The organism is Pseudarthrobacter sp. MM222, from assembly GCF_947090775.1.
Classification (GTDB): domain Bacteria; phylum Actinomycetota; class Actinomycetes; order Actinomycetales; family Micrococcaceae; genus Arthrobacter.
The window spans coordinates 3,807,393-3,825,335 of sequence record NZ_OX352321.1 but is presented as its reverse complement, the minus strand read 5'-3'; the positions used below and the strand labels follow the sequence as shown (position 1 = coordinate 3,825,335).

15 protein-coding genes and 1 pseudogene are annotated in these 17,943 nt (G+C 65.0%); 5 read left to right on the top strand and 11 right to left on the bottom strand.

The window, feature by feature from the left end:
• Positions 1 to 161 precede the first annotated feature (161 nt).
• From OM977_RS17530 to OM977_RS17495, 8 genes are all read right to left on the bottom strand, one after another.
• Positions 162 to 1,304 carry an amidohydrolase family protein gene (locus OM977_RS17530; RefSeq protein ID WP_264355162.1) on the bottom strand — a complete coding sequence of 381 codons (1,143 nt, stop codon included), beginning with the start codon at positions 1,302 to 1,304 and terminating at the stop codon, positions 162 to 164.
• On the bottom strand, positions 1,304 to 2,668 hold the full coding sequence (locus OM977_RS17525; protein WP_264355161.1) for a glutamine synthetase family protein: 1,365 nt from the start codon (positions 2,666 to 2,668) through the stop codon (positions 1,304 to 1,306). The genes OM977_RS17530 and OM977_RS17525 overlap by 1 nt, the downstream gene beginning before the upstream one ends.
• A gap of 75 nt (positions 2,669 to 2,743) precedes the next feature.
• Positions 2,744 to 4,594, bottom strand: a complete 1,851-nt coding sequence (locus OM977_RS17520; RefSeq protein WP_264355160.1) for a glycosyltransferase — start codon at positions 4,592 to 4,594, stop codon at positions 2,744 to 2,746.
• Positions 4,595 to 4,785: 191 nt separating this feature from the next.
• A complete protein-coding gene (locus OM977_RS17515; protein WP_264355159.1) occupies positions 4,786 to 6,402 on the bottom strand; it encodes a cytochrome b/b6 domain-containing protein in 1,617 nt (538 codons plus the stop codon).
• A gap of 2 nt (positions 6,403 to 6,404) precedes the next feature.
• The gene (locus OM977_RS17510; protein ID WP_264355158.1) at positions 6,405 to 7,388 is read right to left on the bottom strand and encodes an electron transfer flavoprotein subunit alpha/FixB family protein; all 984 of its coding nucleotides are present in this window, start codon (positions 7,386 to 7,388) and stop codon (positions 6,405 to 6,407) included.
• A gap of 12 nt (positions 7,389 to 7,400) precedes the next feature.
• Entirely contained in the window at positions 7,401 to 8,177 is a 777-nt protein-coding gene (locus OM977_RS17505; RefSeq protein WP_264355157.1) for an electron transfer flavoprotein subunit beta/FixA family protein, read from the bottom strand.
• A gap of 173 nt (positions 8,178 to 8,350) precedes the next feature.
• Positions 8,351 to 9,052 carry an SCO1664 family protein gene (locus OM977_RS17500; RefSeq protein WP_264355156.1) on the bottom strand — a complete coding sequence of 234 codons (702 nt, stop codon included), beginning with the start codon at positions 9,050 to 9,052 and terminating at the stop codon, positions 8,351 to 8,353.
• Positions 9,053 to 9,097: 45 nt separating this feature from the next.
• Positions 9,098 to 9,763 (bottom strand): MSMEG_4193 family putative phosphomutase, encoded by a 666-nt coding sequence (locus OM977_RS17495; RefSeq protein ID WP_264355155.1) that lies wholly within the window; start codon positions 9,761 to 9,763, stop codon positions 9,098 to 9,100.
• Between the two features lie 86 nt (positions 9,764 to 9,849).
• Here OM977_RS17495 and OM977_RS17490 point away from each other — a divergent pair, with 86 nt between their 5' ends.
• Together OM977_RS17490 and OM977_RS17485 are read left to right on the top strand one after the other, a co-directional pair.
• On the top strand, positions 9,850 to 11,238 hold the full coding sequence (locus OM977_RS17490) for a sigma 54-interacting transcriptional regulator (RefSeq protein ID WP_264355154.1): 1,389 nt from the start codon (positions 9,850 to 9,852) through the stop codon (positions 11,236 to 11,238).
• A gap of 30 nt (positions 11,239 to 11,268) precedes the next feature.
• A complete protein-coding gene (locus tag OM977_RS17485) occupies positions 11,269 to 13,272 on the top strand; it encodes a vWA domain-containing protein (protein ID WP_264355153.1) in 2,004 nt (667 codons plus the stop codon).
• 4 nt (positions 13,273 to 13,276) lie between these two features.
• Here the strand turns inward: OM977_RS17485 and OM977_RS17480 are convergent.
• Positions 13,277 to 13,650, bottom strand: a pseudogene (locus tag OM977_RS17480) (alcohol dehydrogenase catalytic domain-containing protein); the annotation flags it as partial.
• A gap of 87 nt (positions 13,651 to 13,737) precedes the next feature.
• On the opposite strand from OM977_RS17480, the gene OM977_RS17475 reads away from it, so the two are divergent.
• The 3 genes from OM977_RS17475 (at position 13,738) to OM977_RS17465 (ending at position 15,986) form a co-directional block, all read left to right on the top strand.
• Positions 13,738 to 14,199 (top strand): pyridoxamine 5'-phosphate oxidase family protein, encoded by a 462-nt coding sequence (locus tag OM977_RS17475; protein ID WP_264355152.1) that lies wholly within the window; start codon positions 13,738 to 13,740, stop codon positions 14,197 to 14,199.
• Between the two features lie 63 nt (positions 14,200 to 14,262).
• The gene (locus OM977_RS17470; protein WP_264355151.1) at positions 14,263 to 14,733 is read left to right on the top strand and encodes a pyridoxamine 5'-phosphate oxidase family protein; all 471 of its coding nucleotides are present in this window, start codon (positions 14,263 to 14,265) and stop codon (positions 14,731 to 14,733) included.
• 44 nt (positions 14,734 to 14,777) lie between these two features.
• A complete protein-coding gene (locus tag OM977_RS17465) occupies positions 14,778 to 15,986 on the top strand; it encodes a globin domain-containing protein (protein ID WP_264355150.1) in 1,209 nt (402 codons plus the stop codon).
• A gap of 48 nt (positions 15,987 to 16,034) precedes the next feature.
• Here OM977_RS17465 and OM977_RS17460 read toward each other — a convergent pair whose 3' ends face one another.
• Positions 16,035 to 16,460: a pyridoxamine 5'-phosphate oxidase family protein gene (locus OM977_RS17460; RefSeq protein WP_264355149.1), complete on the bottom strand. Its 426-nt coding sequence runs from the start codon at positions 16,458 to 16,460 to the stop codon at positions 16,035 to 16,037.
• A 105-nt stretch (positions 16,461 to 16,565) separates the two neighbouring features.
• A complete protein-coding gene (locus tag OM977_RS17455) occupies positions 16,566 to 17,822 on the bottom strand; it encodes an FAD-binding protein (protein WP_264355148.1) in 1,257 nt (418 codons plus the stop codon).
• Between the last annotated feature and the right edge of the window lie 121 nt (positions 17,823 to 17,943).

The following is a 17,943-nucleotide window of genomic DNA, read 5'->3' as shown; positions in this document are numbered from 1 at the left end:
CGCGGAATGGTGTGGGTTCGTCCGCGGCCGGCGATTCCCCTAACTATGTGTCCAAAGCCCTTGACTGAATCGGCGTAGTCACCGTTAGTTGCCAGACACATTGGAGCGATCGAATCGATAAGCATGATGTCTTCTGCTCGTTCGGGATCTCGGGTCGGCGCTCAGGGGAGCGCGTACACTCGGCGGGCGTTGTCGTGGGCGACGAGTTGCACGATCTTGCGGGCGTCCGCCTCGGAACAGTCGTCGTCGTCGATCCAACCGCCCACTACCGTGGTGATTGCGTGGCGCCACAGTCTCGCGCCGAGGTAGTGAAGTTCGGCCGGGCCGAACGCGTCGGAGGAGTAAAGAATTTTCGTGAAGGGAGCCAGTTCGAACGAGCGGGCCACCAGATCCCGGCTCCGTAAGCCGGTGAAGTTCACGGCAAGGCCCACATCGATGTACACGTTTTCAAAGGCGTGGGCCAGATAGCCGGCTTCGCGCTCGAACGGATAGCAGTGCAGCAGCATGATGGGTGTGTCCCGGACTTCGGGGGTCCGCAGGAAATCCAGGAGGTACAGGGGATTGGTCTTGTGGAGGTCCAGGTCGCGGTCACCGAATCCAACATGGAACTGCAGCGGCAGCTTCATCGAGACGGCCGTGTAAATCCCGTGGGCAACTAGCGTCACGTCGGTGAGCCTCGCGTCGGCGCCGGCGCGGAGGTTCTCCTGGCAGCGGCGGGCTGCTTCAGTGACCGCGGCCGGTGTCGGTCGGCTGAGATTCTGGTCGAATCCCGCACGGTAGGCGAGGACGGTCTTGACGCCCACGGCGCTGCGGGTGAGCTGGTGAAGCCGTTGACCGAACTCGTCGACGTAGTCCGCCGGGTTGGCGATCCCCTGGATCAGCGACTCGGCGACCCGTTCCAGCCGAACGATCTCGTGGGTTCGCCCACCGGAAACGTCAGCCGTGCCGGCCATGCCGAGGTGATCAGGTGCATCCAGTCCCGTATCGATCAGCCAGTCACTCACGCCGGCAGCTCGGGTCATGCGCCGGCACACCTCGAGTTCTCCAAGCTCGGAGCGCCGGCTCCAGTAGTCCGCTGGCGAGGCGTGCCGTGGCAGATCAAGAATGCCGCTGCACCAGCGCCGGATGGCGAGCCCGATTTGGGTGTTGTAGGCGTCCCCGGGGTGGGCCAGCGGTTCGGTGTTTCCTTCGTTGAGCGAGTTCTGAAAGCGTGCCTCATCACCGTCAGCATGAAACGCGCCATGCACGTGGTGATCAATGAGGCTGACTTGTTCGACGAAGTCCGGGAAAGAACCGCCCGCCATCAGATCGACCAGGCAAGTCGAAAGCGTTCAGCAAGCTCGTCCGGAGAGAGGTCCACGGAGATCCGCTGCTCGTAACGTCGGACGGCCACCGTGGCATCGACGATGGCGTCCCCGAGAAGCCCGCGCGCAAGGCGTGACGTGTCCAGCGTGTCGATGATGGCGGCGGGGGAGTCCGAGAGCAGCAGGACGTTGGCCCGGTCCCGCTCGCCTTCCGACAGCCGTCCGGGATCACCCGGGATCTCCGCCGGAAGCGTGCGCCGGCCGCGGATGCCGTCAAGGGCGAGCGCAAGGATGGCTGCGGAGGCCAGGTACACGTTGGCCGACGGGTCCACGATTTTCACCTCGACGTTGGCTCCGTGCGGATTGCTTTGGCCCTCGCTCAGAAAGCGCACGGAGGCCTCCCGGTTTTCCAGGCCCCAGCATAGGTAGGCGCCCGACCACGTGCCGGGTGCCAGGCGGCTTCCCGACAAGACTGATCCCGTGAGGAAACCCTGGATATCCGGGAGGCCTGCGATGATGCCGCCAATGGCAGCGCCGCCCTCGGGACGGATGCCGTGCGGTCCGCTGCCGCCGGAGAACAGCGGCACGCCGTTCTTGTGCAGCGAAAAGTGCTGGTGGGCACCGTTTCCGACGGTGCCGGGAAAGGGCAACGGGGAGAACGAGGCCTGCATACCGTGGGCCCGGGCGGCGATGCCGACGATGATCTTGGCAAGGACCACGCTGTCCGCGGCCTGAACCGGCGAAGCAGGGGGAAGGGAAAACTCGAACTGGTTTCTGCCGTACTCGGCGTGGATCTGCTCCACCGGAATGCCGGCATGGTTCAGCGCTGACAGCAGATCATCGAGGAATTCCGATCGGTCCAGAAGGCCGGTTGCCCCGTACGGAACCCAGGGTGCGGTCTCCAGCGCTGACCCGTCGGGGGCGACGAGGAAGAATTCAAGTTCGTGGCCAACGAGTGCCTGGTATCCGGCCTCGTCGAGGCTGCCTCCGACATCGGCCAGAAGGCCGCGGGCGCAGGCCGGAGACGCGGTTCCGTCTTGTTCGAAAAGGTTGCCTGGTGCCCATGCCCGGCCACCCTGCAGGACACGGAGTCCTGCGATTTCGATCTTGAGGCGCATATCGCCAACGGTGGTGATGCTGTCCGTGAACGCTATCCCGCCGTCGATGGTGAAAACATGCCAGACGGGGGCGGCGCCCATTCCGGAATGGTGGAAGGCTTTGAGCCGCGCCAACGGAACGCTCTTGGCCAGCGTGATGCCCGACGCGTTCACCACCGTGCCGATCACGGTGCGGACGCCGGCCGCTTCAAGCTCGCGCTGAGCCTTGGCAACAGCGGATTCGTCGGCTGATGCGAGTTGGGTCATGCGCCTATCATGCGGCGGCTTTCCGTCCGAGGAAAGGTTCCGGACACGGGGCTTTCGTTGTTAGCCGCCGACCTATCAGACTCGTATCTGTGGGCGCTTTCGCATCAGGTCTCGAAAGTTGATGCTCATGTTGCCGTGTGCCGTGGCGTACGGGCCCGGAATAGCCTTCTTGTCCGCAAATGGCATCCGAGTCACGTCGGTCGCCCCGCCCAGCCGGGTTCCCAGGTACACGTCCACTTTGCGACGTCCTATCGCGGCAAGAATCTCTGGATCGAAGGCGAATCCGACGGAATACGTACCGGCTGAATCCTTGGTAACGCTCCGGGCTGCAGCACGGAAGAACGCTTCAGCAGGCCTGATCCGCAGCGTGCAATAAAACTGCGGGATATCCTCCTGGCCCGTCCACTCCTGCAGCCGCAGCTTCAACGTGGCCCCGACCTCCAGCTCTCCGCCGGACTCGTAGAAACACGATGAGTCTTCAATCTCGACGGTGTAATCCGTTTTCTCGGCCCGCTTGCGCTCGGCCGCATCCTTCATCGCCTCCACCCAGAGCCGCACGATTTTGCTATCGGAGAAGTCTGCCGCCCTTCGTCGGGCGGCAGTGCGCATCTCTTCCTGCCGGGCCGGCGGCAGCTCGACGAAAGCGGCGATGCACTTGCCGAGCGCCTCGACGTTGCCGTACTCCACCAGGAAGCCGTCAACTCCATCAGTGATGACGGACGCGGGGCCGTACGGCAGGTCGTAAACGATAGGGATGCACCCCGCTGCCATGCTTTCCGGCAGAACCAGGGGTAAGGCCTCGGAAGTGCTCGTCAATAATGAAAAGGACGCTTCCCTGAAGTGGGACTGAGCGTTGGTGACATGTCCCATGAGCTGAACGTTGTCGCTTTCGTGCAGGTCGGTGATCAGCTTCTTCAATTGAGTGCGCTGGGATCCGTCACCGAAAACTTTCAGACCGACCGGAACCGGAAGGAGGGAATTCGCATGGTGAATGGCCCGGACCGAGTGGTCAACGCGCTTTCGGTGACTGAGCATCGCTGCATGCATTCCTGTCCGCGGACTCCGCGTCCCCGTGGACTCCGGTGCGGAGTCAATGGGCCTTCCGTTGGGAATGATGTAGGTGCTTCCAACGTCCGCATACCTCTTATGGACGTCAGATGCCTGCTGCTCGGTGAGGAAGACCACGCCGTCGAAGGCGTCCAGCCGCGGGAAAACTTCTTGGGCAGACGGGGTCATTTCTGAAGCAAAACCCTCGGTGGCGTCTTCCAGATGGCTTTCGTGGACCTGGTAAAGCACAACGGCCGTGTTCCGCTGATAACTGGCCATGAAGCGAGCAGTATTCTTGTTGTCCACCACGAAGTACGCTTGTTGCCCTGCCGCCACATAGTCCAGCCAGGAACGATACAAACCCCAGGCGGATCCCCAGTCCTGGATTGGAACGCCTGCAGAATCACAGAGCGTCAGTGAACGCCCTCCGGGTACCCCGAACTGATCCGCATCGTGCCGATCCGACAAGAGGAGCGAGCCGTCCGATCGAAAATGATCGATCTGCAACAGCGTCTTTCCGTCGTCCGCGTAGCGGGCCAGACGCTTATGCGGGCCCTCCAGCTCGACGAGTTTCGGAATGGTCTGGAAGGACAAGGGAAAGAACGAAGTAAACTTGTCGCCTTCAGGAACCAAGCTCTGGTCTGCCCTCGACCAAGCAAGTGCCGCCATAACTGGAAGGTCTTCCCAGAGATTCCGGATGCGCGTGCCCTCCGACAGGAAGCCCTGCTCGTTCAAGACACCGCGAAGAACGGAATAGTCCCTGAAGTCGTCGAAAGTAAGTATGTCGACCGGAGCTCCGCCTACCGATGCGAAGGATCGCGAGCGGTGCAACATGGCGTTCGTTCGACCTGCGAATTCTGCCGGCAGGCTCCACGTCACAGCGAAGTGCCTGCCGGCCGGGAGCAGTCTGACGGTTGGTGCAGCGTTCAAAACTTTGTACCTTCTTCTTTCTTGCACATCGGACCCATTAGGCCACCTTAGGGTGCGAGTTCCGATGTATGACTTCAACGCCGGAACCCGCGCGTAACGATAACGCGCTGCTCCAGTTTTCTGTCTCCGATTTGTGAAGCCTAGCGGCTGCTCACCTGACCGAATAGCTTGGCGACTGGTGCGAGCACGAGCGGGCGGGCGGCGTACCAACCGGCCGCCGTGATGGCGATTGCTGCCGCGAAGAGCCAGAACCCGACCCAGTTCACCGCGTCGGTGCCGCCGAACATGTGGTTCAGGTTGCGCAGCGCACCGGTCGCGAACACCAGGAACACGTGGATGAGAATGAACAGCACGAAAAACAGCATCGTCGGGAAGTGAAGCGCCCGCGCAGCCTCCACCGGGTAGATCTTGTTCAGCGTCTTCGCGTCCTTCGGCCAGAACTCGCTCATGCGCGCGCCCGTGATCGCCGCGAGCGGGGCCGCGATGAACACCACGAGGAAGTACATGAGCTGCTGCAGGCTGTTGTAGTTCACCCAGCCGTTCTCCACCGGCCAGTCGAGTGTCATGTACTGCAGGAGCGCGGAGAGCGCGTTCGGGAACACCTCCCAGCTGGTCGGCACGATTCGCATCCAGCGGCCCGAGGCGAACAGCAGCACCACAAAGATGAGTCCGTTGGCCAGCCACAAGATGTCGAGCGACTGGTGCAGCCACAGGTTGATGCTGATCTTCTTGCCACCGCGCTTCGGCGTCCAGAACGCCGGCGGCTTCTGCTGGGTGCGCACCTGATAGCCGGAGCGCATGATGAGCACGATCAGGAAGATGTTCAGGAAGTGTGTCCACTGCGCCCACCACGGAAAACCGGACTCGGCGGTCGCGGGCAGGCGGTACTCGCCGGGGTACCTCTCGAGAAACTCCGGCACGCCCGGCAGCGTGGTCACACCGCGCGCGGCGAGCACCAGAATCCCGGCGGCAGCCACGGCGCCGACGACGAGGAGCGCCACGCGCTTGATCCACTGGCCCAGGGTGCGCGAACCGTAGAGCCTTGGCGCGGGCTTTGGCCTCACGGGCTTTTCAGGAGCGATCTTTTCAGGAGCGACGGCGGGTGCCACCGGTGCCGGGGCGGTGACCGCGGGGGCGGTGACCACGGGGGCGCTCGGGGCCACCGGTGGCTCCACCTCTGCCGCGGTCTCCACCACAGCAACGGGTTCCACCACGCTGGCGGCCGGGGCCGGGGCAATGTGTTCGGGAGCTGCCTGCAGCGCTGGGGCGGCGGCGACCGCCGGAGCAAGCCCAGCCGGCGGCCATGGTTCACCGCCAGGGACACGGGGAAGCCCGCGACGAAGCGAAGTGGATCCCGCCGCCGGCGTGACCGGTGTGGTGGCCTGAGCAGCCGCAGGCGGCGTCGCCGCCGGCACTTCCTTCTCAGCAAAATCCGCGGCCGCGCTTGCGGCGGCCGCGGGCGGTGCTGTTGTGGTCGCCGTCGGCGTGCCGGCTGCGGCGGGAGCCCCGGGCAGAGCCGGCGCGGATACCGAAAGCTGGCCCGCTGGCGGCCAAGGTTCGCCGCCCGGCACGCGCGGCAGGCCACGGCGAAGCTGCCGCGCCCCGGCGTCGACCGGTTCCACGGCGGAAACAGACGCCGACCGGTCCGCCGCCCCTGCCGTGACAAGGCGTGCGGGCGCCTCGCCTGCTGCCGGCCAGGGGTCACCACCTTCGACGCGCGGCAGGCCCCGCCGAATATTCCGAGACTGAGTTGCCATCGCTACTTCTTCCGAGCCTCAAGTGCGCTAATCAGCTGGGGCACAACCTTGAAGACGTCGCCCACCACACCGAAGTCGGCGACCTCGAAGATCGGTGCGTCCCCATCCTTGTTGATGGCCACGATCGTTTTCGCGGTCTGCATGCCCGCCCGGTGCTGAATCGCGCCGGAAATGCCCAGCGCGACATACAGCTGTGGTGACACGGAAACCCCGGTCTGGCCGACCTGATGCGCCGTCGGGATGTAGCCCGCATCCACCGCGGCACGCGACGCACCAACGGCAGCACCGAGTGCATCGGCGAGCTGTCCGACGAGGGCGAACTGTTCCTCTGACCCTAGGCCGCGACCACCGGCGACAACCTTCGCGGCACCACGCAGCTCCGGCCGCGAGGTGGCGACAACTGCCTCGTCGAACGAGTCGATCCGCGCGGCCGGCTTCCCTGAGGGCGGCACTGCCAGGGTCTCCGACGCCTGCGGCTGGGCCGTGGTACGCGCCTCGACGGAGCCCTGGCGAACCGTAATCACCGGTGCTCCAAACGTGGACGTTGACGTGACATCGTAGGCGCCGCCGTAGACGGAGTGGTGTGCCACGACGCCCTCGTCATCACGTGAGACTCCGATCGCGTCGGCAGAAATCGCTGCCCGCGAGCGGGCAGCGTAGCGGCCAGCGAGGTCGCGCCCATTCAGGGAATGCGAAATCAGGATCGCGTCTGGCTGCACGTGCTCCACAGCGGCGGAAAGCGCGTCAACGCTCGGCACTCCGAGCGCGGACGGATCCGGAGTCTCCGCGATCAATACGCGCGCGGCACCCAGGGCCGCGGCCTCGGCGGCGGCGGCGTTTCCGGCACCGGATGAGGCCAGTACCAGTGCAATCGGCGTGCCGACTGCAGCGGCAGCGCCGAATAGCCCGGCCGCTGCTTTCTCGAGTTCACCAGAAGCCAGGGTTTCCACGACGACGAGGATTGCGTCAGGAGGGAATTCAGTCATGTCCGTTGCTCCTTACGCCAGCCGGTTTTCAACAAGGAAGTCAGCGAGTTTCTCGCCGGCATCACCCTCGTCAATGATCTTTACGCCCGCCGCACGCGGGGGCTTTTCTGCCACGCTCAGCATGATCGAACGCGCCGCGTCCGGGCTGTCGGCCGTGATCCCGAGGTCCGCAAGGGTCAGCACCTCCAAGGGCTTTTTCTTCGCGGCCATGATTCCTTTGAAGTTCGGGAAGCGCGGCCCGGGAAGCGCCTCGGTAATGGAGATCACCGCGGGCAGGTTCGCGGATACCTTTTGCACGCCGGATTCAACGGGCCGGGTGCCGGACACCGCGGCGTCGCTGATCTCTACGGAGCTCAGGCCGGTGGCAAGCGCCACGTCAAGCAACTCTGCAAGCATCGCGGGAATCATGCCGCCGGATCCATCGGTGGAGACGTTGCCGGTGATCACGAGGTCAAACCCAACGCGACGGATTGCTGCTGCCAGGGTTTCAGCGGTAAGTCCAAGGTCCGCACCCCGCAGCGCCTCGTCAGAGATGTGGGTGGCACTCACCGCGCCCATCGCGAGGCCCTTGCGAATCGTTGCCGTCGCACCCTCGGGGGCGAGGGAGAGGACTGCGACCTCAGTGCCCTCGTTCGCGTCGGCGTACGTCAGTGCCAGCTCCAAGGCCCGCTCACCGATCTCATCAATGACTGTCTCGCTGGCTTCGCGATCGGCGAGGCCTGTTTCAAGGTTCAGTTTTCGGTCCCCGTACGTGTCGGGGACCTCCTTGACGAGGACGATAATCTTCATTGATGGCTCTTCCTGTGGCGGGCCTGTCTCTGTAGAGGAGACAGGTCGGATCTCCATTGAGTCTACGAAACTGCGGGCCTTCCTGGCGGACACCGCCCATGTCGTGAGTTGCGGTACCTAGTCTTCGCCCTTGGCGTGCTCACGCCGGAGGGGATCAGCAGTGACGTTTCGGCTCACACGAGCGGCCAGGGGTAACGCATGCCGGTGCGGTCTACCGGCAGCACCCGCGCGTGCAGCAGGCGCTGCACGCGCTGCTGCAGGGCGGCGACCTCCGCATCGTCGAGGAGCTCGGCCACCCCTGGAGGCGCGGCCTCTGCGAGCGGGGCGATGTCCTCGAGCAGGGCATCGGGGATGGGATCACCCGCGAAGTCCCAGATCACGGTGCGCAGTTTGAAAGCTGCCGAGAAGCACAGCCCGTGGTCGATGCCCCACACCCGTCCGTTAAGTCCGCGGAGCACATGCCCGCTTTTGCGGTCGGTGTTGTTGGCGATGTAGTCAAACAGGGCTATCTGCGACAGGTGGCGGTGGGTCTCGGGTGCGTCGGCGTACAGCGTGAAGTAATGCTCGCGGAAATCGCACTCTATGAACCACTGCAGTGATCCGATTCCCAAGGGGGCTTCCTCGCGGATCACAGTGGTCGGTACCAGCCCCCATTCCAGGGACTCGCTGAGCAGGTAGGCGGCGCGTTCCCGCCGGTATAGCCCGGGTTCGAAATCGGACAGCGGGATTTCCCCGGCCTCCGGCTTGTAGACCGCATACGCGGCGTCGTCCCCGCAGGAGACCTGGACGAGGAACGTTTCGTTACTGCTGCGCGGGAGGCGTCCGAGCAACTCGACGCTGCCGCGGTCGAGCAGAGTCAGCTCCCGGCCGGACACCGTCTGCCCCGTTTCACCGGATGTCCCAGCACCGGATGTCCCAACTCACTGGACCCTCAGCGTGCTCAGGGGCTCAGAGGTTGAATTCACCATGAGCACGGCGGGTGCCTGACCTTCCACATACGAGATAGCCGAAACCGAGCCCGGGCTGATGACGATGCGCTGGAAGAGGTCCAGGTGCGTGCCCAGGGCGTGGGCGACGGCGGACTTGATTGGATCGGCGTGGGAGAAGCACACCACGACGCCCCCGGCGTGGGCTGCGCGCAGGAGCTCCAGCGCTCCGACGATCCGCGCCTGCATCTGGGTGAAGCTCTCGCCGTTCGGGAAGCGGAAGGCGGACGGGCTGTGCTGGACGGTCTGCCACTGCGGCAAGGCCGCCACTTCGGCGATCGTGGCGCCGGTCCAGTCGCCCTTGTCGCACTCGTGCAGGCCAACGTCCTGCTTCACTTCCAGTCCCGTACGGGCCGCTGTGGGCTCTGCTGTCTCGCGGGTGCGCTCCAGCGGCGAGGAATAGATGGCGTCGACCGGCAGACCCGCGAGCCGTTCCGCGATGCGTTCGGCCTGGGCCCGGCCGCGGTCGGAAAGATGCAGACCCGAGGCCCGCCCCGGCAGCACTGTGCCGGTGGTGGGCGTCTCCCCGTGGCGCACCAGAAGGAGGAGCGTGCCCTGGGGCCCCGAGGGTGCCGGCGGAGTTGCTTCAGTCATCAGCATCAAGCGTAGGTCGCACGACCGTCTAACGCGCGGGTATCGGAAGAATTTACTCGATTCCCGGCACGGCGGAGGACTACCGTAGAGGAGTGAGTGATCGCCCCGATATCTTCACTGTTGGTGAATTGCGTGCCTCCGGCCACGTTCACAAGGACCTGCGCCGCGAAATCCGCGACAACCTGCTCGCCGCGCTCGCCGTCGGCCGCGATCCCTGGCCCGGGATGTTCGGCTTCAGCCGGACGGTCCTGCCCCAGCTCGAGCGTGCCCTGATCGCCGGCCACGACGTCGTCCTGCTCGGCGAACGGGGACAGGGCAAGACGCGGCTCCTCCGCACCCTGTCCGGGCTGCTGGACGAGTGGTCGCCGGTGATCGAGGAATCCGAACTGAACGAACACCCGTACCAGCCAATCACGGAGCACTCCCGGGCCCGTGCCCTCACCGAGGGGGACCGGCTGCGGGTGGCATGGCGCCACCGCTCCGAACGCTACGTCGAGAAGCTCGCGACGCCGGACACCTCCGTCGCCGACCTGATCGGCGACGTCGACCCGATGCGGGTGGCCGAGGGCCGCCGTCTCGGGGACCCGGAAACCATCCACTACGGCCTGGTCCCGCGCTCCAACCGCGGAATCATCGCCATCAACGAACTGCCCGACCTCGCCGAGCGGATCCAGGTCTCCATGCTCAACGTGATGGAGGAACGCGACATCCAGATCCGCGGCTACGTGCTGCGGCTGCCGCTGGACGTACTGGTGGTCGCCTCCGCCAATCCGGAGGATTACACGAACCGCGGCCGGATCATCACGCCCCTGAGGGACCGCTTCGGTGCCGAGATCCGCACCCACTACCCCATAGAGCTCGACGACGAGGTCGCCGTCATCCGGCAGGAGGGGCAGCTGGTGGCCGGCGTCCCGCCCGTCATCCTCGAGATCCTGGCCCGCTACACCCGGGCGCTGCGGCAATCCCCGGCGATCAACCAGACCTCCGGGGTTTCCGCACGGTTCGCCATCGCCGGTGCCGAAACCGTCGCCGCGGCGGCCCTGCGCCGGGCCAGCGTGCGCGGCGAGGACGAGGCCGTCGCCCGGATCATTGACCTGGACGCCGCCGTGGAAGTCCTCGCCGGGAAGATCGAGTTCGAATCCGGCGAGGAAGGCCGGGAACAGGACATCCTCGATCACCTTCTGCGCATGGCCACTGCAGAAGCCGTGCGGGCGCACTTCCACGGCATCGACATGGGCCCCCTCGTGGCTGCGCTCGACGGCTCCGCCACCGTGACCACCGGGGAGCTGGTCACCGCACGGGAGTTCCTCCAAAACCTCCCCGCCCTCAACGGATCCAGTCTCTACGACAAAATCACTGAGCGCCTGGGCGCGACAAACGACGGGCAGCGCGCCGCCGCCGTCGAACTTGCACTGGAAGGTCTCTACCTTGCCCGGCGGATCTCAAAGGAGTCCGACGATGAGGCGACCATCTACGGCTAAGTAGTTCTGAGGCAGAGAACAGGAGGGCCCATGAGCGCTCACAACCGGTCCAGGTACGGCCGGTACAGGGGAGGGCCGGATCCGCTCGCCCCGCCGGTGGACCTGGCGGAGGCGCTGGACGCCGTCGCCGAGGACGTCATGGCCGGCTACTCGCCTCGGCACGCCCTCCAGGAGTTCCTGCGGCGCGGCGGCCGCAACCGGGAAGGGCTGGACGACCTCGCTGCCCGGGTTCAGCAGCGGCGCAGTGAGCTCCTGGGCCGCCACCGGCTGGACGGAACCCTCAATGAAGTCCAGAAGCTGCTCGAGACCGCGGTGCTGGAGGAGCGCAAGCAGCTCGCCCGCGACGCCGGAATGGACAACACCGATCGCGCCTTCCGGGAGATGCAACTGCAGAACCTGCCTTCATCCACGGCAGCAGCGGTCAACGAACTGGCCTCCTACGACTGGCAGTCGAGCACCGCCCGGGAAGCCTACGAGCGGATCAAGGACCTCCTCGGCCGCGAAATGCTTGACCAGCGGTTCGCCGGCATGAAGCAGACACTCGAGAGCGCGACCGACGAGGACCGCGCGGCCGTGAACGAGATGCTGCGCGACCTCAACGAGCTCCTCGGAAAACACCGGCGCGGCGAGGACACCGACGCCGAATTCCAGGAGTTCATGGCCCGGCACAGCGATTTCTTTCCGGAGAACCCACAATCGGTTGAGGAACTGGTGGACGCGCTCGCCCAGCGCGCCGCCGCCGCCCAGCGGCTCCTGCAGTCCATGTCCGCCGAGCAGCGCGAGGAGCTGATGCAGCTCTCCGCCCAGGCATTCGGTTCGCCCGAGCTTATGGCACAGCTGGGCCAACTCGACGCCAACTTGCAAGCGTTGCGCCCCGGCGAGGACTGGAGTGGCTCCGAACGCTTCGAAGGCGAGGAGGGGCTGGGACTCGGCGACGGCACGGGCGTGCTCCAGGACATCGCCGAACTGGACGAGCTGTCCGAACAGCTCTCCCAGGCCTATAACGGGTCCCGCCTCGACGACCTGGACCTGGACGCCCTCGCCCGCCAGCTGGGACAGAGTGCCGCCGTGACGGCCCGCACCCTCGCCGAAATTGAACGGGCAATGCAGGACGGCGGCTATCTCCGGCGCGGGGCGGACGGCGATCTCCGGCTGTCCCCTCAGGCCATGCGGCGGCTCGGCAGGTCGCTGTTGCGGGACACCGCCAAGCAGCTCTCCGGCCGGCAGGGACGCCGGGACACGCGCGTTGCCGGGGCCGCCGGGGAACAGACCGGCTCCAGCCGCGAGTGGGAGTTCGGCGATGCCGAGCCGTGGGACGTCACCCAAACCATCACCAACGCGATCCGCCGCACGATGGCCGACGGCGGTGAACCTGGCCGCGGATTGCGCCTCGCCGTGGGTGACATCGAGGTGACGGAGACGGAGGCGCGCACACAGGCCGCCGTCGCCCTGCTCGTCGACGTGTCCTTCTCGATGGCGGCCGAGGGACGCTGGGTGCCGATGAAACGCACCGCGCTCGCCCTGCACCACCTCGTTTCAACCCGGTTCCGCGGCGACCGGCTGCAGCTGATCACGTTCGGCCGCTACGCGCAGTCCATGGACGTTGGCGAGCTCACGGCCCTGCGTTCCCTGCGGGAGCAGGGCACTAACCTGCACCACGGTTTGCTGCTGGCCGGCCGGTTCTTCCGCAAGCACCCTTCGATGCAGCCCGTTCTCCTGGTGGTGACCGACGGCGAACCCACCGCGCACCTGCTGGCCGACGGCGAGTCGTGGTTCTCCTGGCCGCCGGACCCGGAGACCATCCGCGTTACGGTCGCCGAGCTGGACCGACTGGGGCGCGCCGGCACGCAGGCCACGTTCTTCCGGCTCGGCGACGACCCGGGCCTGGAACGGTTCGTCCAGCGGATGGCGCGCCGGATCGACGGCCGCGTCGTGGCGCCCGAAACCGGCGATCTGGGAGCTGCCGTGGTGGGGGAATACCTCCGCGCCCACTTCCGCGGAGGCCCATACGCCGACGCCGACTGGGCGAAGTAGACGTGTGGCTCACGAATTGGTCGACAGGCAATTTCTTTTGCGCGACGAGCTTGAGTAGCGTCCCGGTCGTGTTGGTATTCACCAAGCCCGTGGTGATGGTGATGTTCGAGATCCAGAGTTTGTCCAGCGGCAGGTCCACATCTTGGCCGTGTACCCCGGCGTTGGCGACGTGACCGGCGGGTCGGACGATGTCCAGGACCATGGCGAAGGTCTCTGGGGACGGGACGCGCACGAATTCGGCCTGTGTCCCGTCGATAAGGTGCCCAAGGATCCAACCGATGCCCGGGCGCCCTCTTCGCCCAGGCAGTGGGAGAAGACTCCCTGCTTGCAGTAGTCGCAATGACCGCACGCGGAGATGCTCGAGATGATCACGCGGTCGCGGCTAAGCGCATACGTTCGCTGACGCGCGGGGCGGCGGAAGCAGGTCATGGAGAGCAGCCTCCGCTGACAGTAGTATCTGTGTACATGGACGATGCACCGAAAGTTGGCAAGCTCAGTTTCGACGAGTGCTGGGAGCTCTTGGCCTCTTCCATTGTGGGAAGACTGGCGCTGATCGTAGACGGCCACCCCGAGATCTTCCCGGTGAATTTTGTCCTGGAACGCCGGAGCATCGTGTTCCGCACAGATCCAGGGACGAAGCTGTGGGAATCCAGAAAGGAAGAGCCTGTAGCCTTCGAGATCGATGGCTACGATCCCGCGACCCAGGAAGCATGGAGCGTCGTGGCAAGGGGCACCACGGCTCTGATCGAGGATCCGGACGAACAATCCGCCGTGGACGCCCTGGGCCTGGAGCCCTGGGAACGCGGTACAAAATCCTACTACGTACGCCTGTCACCGGTTGCGCTGACGGGTCGGCGGTTCAAGGTCAACGCTCCGGATGTGTGGAAAACGCGGCTCAATGATCAACGCCGCGCGTCGTTCGAATAGCGCCGGATGAAGGCTGGCTTCAGAGGCCTGTCCGTTGACGAGGGTTGAGCCTAGGATCGGCTTATGGACAACAAGCCGGAAGAGCCCGTTACAGAGCTGTTGGAAAGTCATGAGTGCTGGAGTCTGCTGCGGCAGGTGTCTGTAGGCCGCTTGGCCGTCTGGCATGAAGACGGGCCCGATATTTTTCCTGTCAACTACACCACGGACCATGGAACGGTAATCTTCCGGACAGGGGCAGGGACCAAGCTTCAAGCCGCGTTGGCTGAGTTCCCGGTAGCCATGGAAGCCGACGGAGTTAACCCCGAAACAGGAGTGGCCTGGAGCGTCGTGATCAGGGGCAAAGCCGAGGTTCTAACCAAGACCGACGACGTTTTGAGCACCTTTTCACTGCCGCTGTTTCCGTGGCAGGCAGGCAAGAAAGACCACTTTGTACGGGTAGTGCCCGCAACGATCTCAGGGCGCCGCTTTATTGTCGCTCCCCCCAACATGTGGTGGACCCCTACCGAAGGCGCCAAGCCCTCAGCCGTTGAATAATTCAGGGCAATTCCGTATTTGCACTACCTGTGAAGGAGCCAGTCGTGCTGTCCGATACTTCACTTCCTGTCATTAAAGCGACCCTTCCCGTGGTCGGGGAGAACATCCAGGAAATCGCCCGGCGGTTCTATGACCACATGTTTACCGAGCACCCCGAACTGCTCGACGGACTCTTTAACCGCGGCAACCAGGCGGACGGACGCCAGCAGCAGGCCCTGGCCGGATCCATCGCCGCGTTCGCCGGCTCTCTGGTCAACACCCCCGGCCAGCTCCCGGACCACTTGCTCTCCCGCATCTCCCACAAACACGTGTCCCTCGGCCTGCGCGCAGACCAGTACCAGATCGTCCACGACAACCTGATGTGGGCCATCGTCGATGTCCTGGGCGAGGCTGTCACCCCCGAGGTTGCCGCCGCATGGGACGAGGTCTACTGGCTCATGGCGAACATGCTCATCAACAAGGAACGCGGACTGTACAACGCCGTCAAGCTCTCACCGGAGACCATCTGGCGTACCTGGCGGGTGGTGGAGCGGATCCAGGAAACGGACGACGTCGTCACCTTCGTCGTCGAACGCGTCGATGAGCGAATGGTGAAGCAGTCACTTCCCGGACAGTACGTCACGCTCAAGGCGCGGATGCCGGACGGGACCCACCAGCCCCGGCAGTACAGCCTGACCCGGGCGGATGACGGGCAGCACCGCCAGTTTTCCGTCAAGCGGGTCCACGGCCCGGACACCCCCGACGGCGAGGTGTCCAGTCTGCTGCACGCTACGGTGCAGGTGGGTGATGAGATGGTGCTCAGCGCGCCGTTCGGGGACGTGGTGCTGGAATACTCGGACCGCCCCCTGGTGCTGGCCAGCGCGGGCATCGGCATCACCCCGATGGCCGGCATGCTCTCCCATCTGGTCAAGTCAGGCAGCCAGCGCCAGGTGATGTTCCTGCACGCTGCCAATTCCCCGGACTCCTTTGCCCTGCGCGGCCAGGTCACCGGGGATCTGCAAAAGCTTGCCGATGCATCCCTGGTGACCTGGTATGCGGAACAGTCGGACTCCACGCAGGTGGCCGACGGAGAACTGGTGGGCTTCATGGACGTCACCGCGGTGGAACTGCCGCTGGACGCCGAATACTACCTGTGCGGTCCGCTGGTTTTCATGCAGTCGGTCCGCAGCGCGCTGATCGAACGCGGAGTTCCCGCCAGGGACATCCAGTACGAAGTGTTCGGGCCGGACCTGTGGCTGGCGGACTTCCAATAGGCGCACGGCCGGGTCAAATTTCGTCCGGCTTCCGGCAGCGGGAGACGCTCAGGACCGTTCCGGCTGTTCGCCGAGGTTGAAGTGCCGGCCGCTGATCCGCGACGGTTTGATTTCAACGTAGAAATCCTTGAGCGTGGGCACCCACGACTTCAGGTTCAGCGCCTCCGCATCGGCGATCTCCTGGTCCTGGGTCAGCACCCGGGCCGTGCCCTTGACCACCACGCTCCACGCCTCCTCACTGAAAATGCCGTCGGCTTCGAACAGCACGTTCGCGTTGATCGTCATCTCGGCAAGCTTGGTGCCCGGGGCGGTGCGCATAAGCAGGACGCCGTCGTGGGCGCGGTAATTGACCGGGAAGATATCGGTCTCGCCGGCGGCGCTCAGGACAATGCGCCCGTGCCGGGTGTTCTCCAGCAGCTTCCAGGACTGCTCTTCATCAAGGACAAGGACCGGGTCTTCATGTGTGAACATCATGCGCACCATCATTCTTCGCATGGCAGACAAATGTAAGGGATATCGCTCTCCTATCGCGTCCGACGGCGGCTGGTCGGCAGTCCCCCGCGCCCGTCCGGCAACCGCCTAGTGTGAGTTCACCGCCGGGACGCCGAGGATGCTGTCCAGCAGCCCGTTGCGGAATTTTTCCGCCGGGTCGTGCGCCGATGCCAGCGAGCGGAAGTCCGCCAAGCGGGGGTAGAGGGACTCCCAGTCGTAACCGCCGGGCGTGAAAAGCTTGCCCCAGTGCGGCCTGGCCCCGAACGGCCGAAGCAGGTCTTCGAGCTGCGGAAGAACGGCTTCCACCTGCGGCTGCAGCGGCTTCCAGGTGAAGTGCAGGGCAACGCTCTGCTGCCGGTAGAAGGGGCTGAGCCAGAATTCGTCTGCGGCGCCGGTCCGGATTTCGGAGACAAACAGCAGGGGTGCAAGTTTGTCCGCCAGGCTCCGCACTCCCTCGAGTGCAGCAGGTGCCTGCTCCTGGGGCAGGATGAACTCGCTTTGTAGTTCCTCACCGTTGCTGGGAGTGAACTCGTGGCGGAAGTGCGGTAGCCGGTCCAGCCATTGCCCGGGCTGGTCCATCTGGACCGTGCAGTTCTCGCCCGACATCCCCGGCAGCGGGTGCCGCGGGCGGGTGGCAGCCGTGGCGCCGAAGAGTTCACCGAGGGGAGGCTCCGAGTCCAGCGCCTTGAGCCAGACCTGGCTGATGGAATCGCCTACGTAATCGGTGAAGAGACTCACGCTGTAGGCGCTGGACACGAGCTGCGTGAAGTCCGCCAGCGCCCGGTCCCACGGGAGGTTTTCCAAAACACGCTGGCGCATCCTGAAACTCGGCCGGACGGCAAGCTGGAGACCAGTGACAATGCCCAGAGCACCCAGGCCCACCACGCTGCCCAGGAACTCCTCTCCGTCCGTGTGGGACATCGACACCTGCTCGCCGGAGGGCCGGACCAGATCAATTGCCTCCACCGCCCCGGCCAGGGACGGATTGCCCACACCAGAGCCATGGGTGCCCGTCTGGACTGCCCCTGCCACCGAAATGTGGGGCAGTGACGCCAGATTGTGAATGGCCAACCCGGACCGTTCCAACGAACGGCACAGGGCGCCGTAGCTCACTCCGCCGCTGACGCGGACCGACCGCCGTTCTGAGTCCAGTTCGATGTGCTGCGGCAGGGCGTCCAGCAGCACGTGCACGCCGTCTGTATCTCCCACGCGGTTGAAGGAGTGCCGCGACCCCAGGGCCTTGACCCGGCCAGCGCGCGCCACCACCTCGGCGAGTTCAGCCACCGAGTCCGGTCGCACGACGGCCGCTGATGAGTAATTGAGATTCCCTGCCCAGTTCTTCATGCAGTTAGCTTTCCGGTGAAGTTACGTTTCGACAACTGTGAGCGCTAACAATTTTGCTGTCAAGGCATAGCCGCCGACGCCCGCCGGGGGCGGGAGGTAACATCATCAGCAAGTCCTCCGC